The following is a 5084-nucleotide window of genomic DNA, read 5'->3' as shown; positions in this document are numbered from 1 at the left end:
GGAATGTAGTAGAATAGCATAGGGCAAGTGAGATTATCGAAAATTGTTGAGGGAGAGGATATTTCTGAAAAGTTTAAGAAAACCGTTGTGATGTTAAACTCAAATGTACCGTTACTGTAAACATCAGTTACCTCTTCGATTACCAGATTGTCAACAAACGACTTGGTAGAGACTATATAGGTTTGTACATGATACTCCACAAAAGCGTGAGGGAATATCAATAAAATAAAGATGAATGGAATAAAGCCCATTGAAGGGTTTATATGTTAATAAAAATTAAAAATTTTCTTCTTCTATTTAAAAACTAAGATTATTTAGTTTAAGACCACTTCTAACTAATCCCGTTATGAGGGCGTAGATTGAGTTTGGAATATGAAGAAAGCCCCACTAGTGGGAAAGAGGTCACGTGAGGTGCTTTTAACTGAGCATCAGAACTAGAGTATGAGATAGCAGTAGATACATACTTAATACATTAAATATTCAGTACGAATCTAATAGGATAAAAATTGTTAACATATTATAATGCTATTACTTCAGCTTTGAATATGCTTTTAACATCTCTAATCCCATCTTAATTCCTCTCGAACCCTCTGGCATCTCTATATTATTAAAGAACTCCTCAACCTCCTTTTCAATTCCAATTCCTATTAATGGTATAGCTTCGCCTAGTCTCCTACCTAATATTCCAGTCCCCTTATATGCTTCCCTCAAGAAGTTAAAGTAAGTCTTAATCCAGTTGAAAGTCGCTTCTCTAGCATAGGGATTATACGATACTACACTAATAACATACGGCATATCTTGTTTTTTGACCTCCCCGGTCAATATTAGACTGAGAGAATTAACTACTAAATACGGCTTTCTAAATAGTAGTAAAGCTGTTAAGTACCTTAGCTTCTCTTCATCAAATTTTTCCCTTCTGTATCTACTTAATAACTCGTCCATAGCGTTCTCTTCGTAAGTAATAGCATATGCCACACTAACTCCTTGCTTCATATCAGCGTCAAGATTATCATAAAACTTAAACAACTCTGATAATCCTAATGAGAAGTATTCATCCATAAATGCTAATCTATATAATATGTTAGAGTAAGTAATCTTTCCTAAGTCTGTCTTATCATTCCTCCAATTCCTTAATTGAACCTTGTGGAATTTCTTAGCTATCTCACCATATTTACTAGGATTAATAGCGTAAAGCGTACTTAACTGATTAGAGATCTCATTTACTGCCATAAATTCTCTATCATTAAAGAAGTTGTTGATAATCTTCTCATACTCATTATAACTAATTTTCCCAGCTAATAGAAAAGCCCAATAGTCGTTTATTATTCCCCACTTATCCAGTTCAGAAAGTCTAGCGTTAAGGAAGAGATCGGTATTGTATAGAACTCTGTAGAAACCTGTCTTATCCAGGTTAACCTTAATACTCCTTATATCCTCATCTATATTGATTACAGCCTTCTCCTTATCCAATAGGTAAGTCATACTCTTTCCATTCACTTCCATGGTTATAGGGACCTTGTAAATTAAATTTTCAACATTGCCAAGCAGAGAGAATCTTTCCTGTTCGAGAATTATGCTTCTATTAGTTACACTGACTCTTAACATTGGGTAGCCTTGTTTTGTTATCCAATCTGATACTACATCATTAATGTTTGAACCATAAGACGATGAAATACTACTCCAAAAATCAAAACCCCTAGCATTAGAAAAGGAAAAAGACTTAAGATAAGAAACAACACCCCTCCTAAAAAACTCACCACCAACAAAAGACTCAAACATCCTCAAAACACTAGCACCCTTACCATAACTAATATCATCAAACATCTGCTCAACATCACTAACAGAAGAAACATCAGACCTAATAGGATGGGAAGCCGTTAAGGAATCCTTCTCTAAAGCCCTAGAAGTTTGACTCAACACAAAGTAGTTCCAGAACTTCCACTCTGGGTGTAATTCTGCTAAAGCCTTATGACTCATGAAAGTAGCAAAACTCTCATTAAGCCAAAGATCATCCCACCAATACAGAGTAACCAAATTACCAAACCACTGATGAGCCAACTCATGAGCAACAACCTCAGCAACCCTAAACCTCTGCTGAGAAGAAGAAGAATCATCAGCCAACAAAGCAGTCTCCCTAAAAGTAATAGCACCCCAATTCTCCATAGCCCCATAAGCGAACTCTGGCACAGCTATTAAGTGAACCTTTGGTAGTTGGTATGGTATTTCAAAATACTTTTCGTAGAAATCTAAGACCTTCCTAGCAATGTTCATTGCGAAATAACCCCTCTTAGACTTACCCTCAGTAGTTGCAAGAATAATAGTAGGCACCCCACTACTATCAACAACCTCCTCAAAATCACCAATGCCTAAATATAACAAATACGTAGACATCCTAGGAGTCTCATCAAACTCATAAACAACCTTACCACCATCATCCCTAAAACTAACAATAGGCATATTAGAAATAACCTTCAAACCCCTATCAACCCTAACAAACAACTTAAACCTAGCCTTCATATAAGGAACATCAAAACAAGGGATAAAACGCCTAGCATGAGAAGCCTCAAACTGAGTAGTAACAATATAACTTTGGTCGTATTTAGCCTTGTATATTCCTACCAAATGAGTGTCTGAAACTATCCCCTCAAACTCTATTTCTAGCTCGCCTGAAAACTTCCCTGATTTAACGTTTAACTTATTCTCAGATTGTGAGTATTCTACCTCCTTCCCATTAACCTTTACACTATTTATCTTAAGGTCAACTGCATCAATTGACAATACTTCTTGTTCGTCATTCTCCAAATAAATTTTCTCTATCCCCTTATACTTTGCATTCTTGAAATCGAAATCGAGAAAGATCTCATATCTATCTAATTTCATGAGTAAATATAGGGTAAGTCGGATTAAAGGATTTTCCATTAGCTCATCTCAATAAATGTGCTACGCCACATAGATGTTGTGCTAATTTACAGCTGACAGAATGGAGCTTTTTAAGATTGTAATCGTAGTTTTCTAAATTCTAGATTATAACCCAGTATTGACACTAAGACTTAGATAAAAGAACGGCACACCTCGCCCTTTATAGCAGGGAGAAGGGAAAAAAGTGTGTTTATATCAGATACCTACGTCTTCAAGCTCTTTGAAGATGGTCTGATCAAGAGCAATATTATTAGTAAGACAAAAACTACTACAACAAGTATTTCGAATATTTTAGGGACTACCCTAATCACTGAGTTCAGAAAAGAGTACTTTAAAGTGCTTTGAGCTAACGAAAACCCACTCAAGTAAGGTCTAGCTACACTATGATTGACCACATTAGTTAACCACAGTAAGTAAGTAGCATTGCTTACTACGATATTACTAGGGGAGATCTGAAGGGACTCAGCCTTAACGGCTATTCCGTAATTATTGAACCACATCTTAAATAATAATTCAACACCTTGCACGTATGAAACTGAGTAGTATTCGTAAAGATCGTTATACGTTCCGTTAAAGTAAAAAGGAGAATTTGCCCTAGTTACATTATGCCCTAGTAAATTTGGTGAGATGTAGAAGAACGTAGCGGGTATGGATGAGTTTTGCACTGAAAGGGAAGGAGCATAGTAGTAAGAACCATTAAGTACATAAATCGTAAAATTAACGAGAGCAGTTCCGTTTGAGTAAACAGAAACTATCTGTTGAGACAATATAAACTTTATAATACTGATTGAACCATTAGGTAGGACTGACCTTACAGTTTCATTGTATAGTAGAAAGTCTCCGGGTGAAAGAGGAGAAGTCATAGAAGAAGTAGAATTAATATATATGATGGAGAGAAATATGAAAAATATTAAAAATAAAAAAATAATTGATTTCATTTTCATTGTGCTACTACCGCTACTTGCACTGTCGCACCATCAGATAGTCCTAAAGATATCGTATAAGTAGAGCCAGGCTGTAAATTAGAACTAGTACCAAAATCTATACTCACCGTATTAACTCCCGCGGTAAGAGATGCACTAGATTCACCGATAACAGTTATGTCACTACTTCCTACACTTATAGTAGTTCCTACAATACTCGCTGAGACTATTTGAACATTACCACTACTCTTTAAGACAAAAGTAGCACTACCACTACTTGAGCTTATTGTTCCAGTGCCTATTTGTGTTACTGTTGGTGTTCCTCCAAATGCTCCAAATAGTCCAAATGCGAAACCAACAACTACTAAAGCTATTATTACACTAGCAATTACTAGTATTAAAGCAGTTACAGCACCACTAATAGCCCTCCTACTTTTCAACATCTTCCTATTACTCATCAAAAAATAGTAAAGAAAAAGTTCTATATAAACATTACTCATAATAAACCATGTGTGGACAACAATTTCATCTACCCCCATATTCCAACTTATGCCAATAGGTTTCGAGTAAGTTGTGTTGAAGAATATTTTTAACCATCTCTTTATCGTGTTCCCTGTTGAGTTCCATGTGGAGTCCATATTTACTAGTTTTAGGCCTCTGAACACTTACTAAGCTCCTCTTGCCAAAAGTTTCAACATTATGTTTAGACCAAGAGAATACCTTGTAGCCTTATCGTGTAACTTTATCCCTCCAATTCTCAAGCTTAATTTAACATTACGTAGACGTGAAAACCACTCCTACATGAAGAATTAGCCCAGACCCGTAATGCCTAACTCACCATTAACCCTCAAAACCTCATCAACGGGTAAACAATCCTATCCTTAACATCAGGCTTAAGCTCATAATTGACGCTAGGTAACTTGTGAAAAGCAAGTGAGGTAGTAAAGCCCTTTAGCCTAGCAAGTAAAAGGCTAATACGATCTCATCCAAGGAGTGAAACCTAGGGTTAAAAGGGTAGGGATAATTTGGGAAATCAAACCTATTCTCGTCCTAATAAATAACCCTAAAAATACTTTTTCATAATAAAGAAAATTTAATTTTTATCAAAAAACAAACTTTTGTCCACACATAAAATACTGCAAAAATTTTAAGATTAAAATAAAAAAGTTCAAATTACCTTTAATTTTATTGTGCTACTACCGCTACTTGCACTGTCGCACCATCAGATAGTCCTAAAGATAT

Annotated in this window: 3 protein-coding genes and 1 pseudogene; all 4 read right to left on the bottom strand. The window is 35.5% G+C overall.

What is annotated here, in order from left to right:
• Positions 1 to 200: pseudogene (locus DMP16_RS07785) on the bottom strand (hypothetical protein); the annotation flags it as partial.
• A gap of 328 nt (positions 201 to 528) precedes the next feature.
• Positions 529 to 2880 carry a M1 family metallopeptidase gene (locus tag DMP16_RS07780; RefSeq protein ID WP_143577058.1) on the bottom strand — a complete coding sequence of 784 codons (2352 nt, stop codon included), beginning with the start codon at positions 2878 to 2880 and terminating at the stop codon, positions 529 to 531.
• 242 nt (positions 2881 to 3122) lie between these two features.
• The gene (locus DMP16_RS07775; protein WP_069283769.1) at positions 3123 to 3782 is read right to left on the bottom strand and encodes a hypothetical protein; all 660 of its coding nucleotides are present in this window, start codon (positions 3780 to 3782) and stop codon (positions 3123 to 3125) included.
• A 77-nt stretch (positions 3783 to 3859) separates the two neighbouring features.
• Positions 3860 to 4300 (bottom strand): DUF973 family protein, encoded by a 441-nt coding sequence (locus DMP16_RS07770; RefSeq protein ID WP_069284707.1) that lies wholly within the window; start codon positions 4298 to 4300, stop codon positions 3860 to 3862.
• Between the last annotated feature and the right edge of the window lie 784 nt (positions 4301 to 5084).

The sequence above is a fragment of the Sulfolobus sp. B1 genome (assembly GCF_007050195.1).
Lineage (GTDB): Archaea > Thermoproteota > Thermoprotei_A > Sulfolobales > Sulfolobaceae > Saccharolobus.
This window is presented reverse-complemented; position numbering and strand designations above follow the sequence as displayed.

What these genes read in the sequence shown, in the direction of transcription:
- DMP16_RS07775 (WP_069283769.1), bottom strand. Translation starts at nt 3,782, where the DNA reads ATGACTTCTCCTCTTTCACCCGGAGACTTTCTACTATACAATGAAACT.
- DMP16_RS07780 (WP_143577058.1), bottom strand. Translation starts at nt 2,880, where the DNA reads ATGAAATTAGATAGATATGAGATCTTTCTCGATTTCGATTTCAAGAAT.
- DMP16_RS07770 (WP_069284707.1), bottom strand. Translation starts at nt 4,300, where the DNA reads ATGAGTAATAGGAAGATGTTGAAAAGTAGGAGGGCTATTAGTGGTGCT.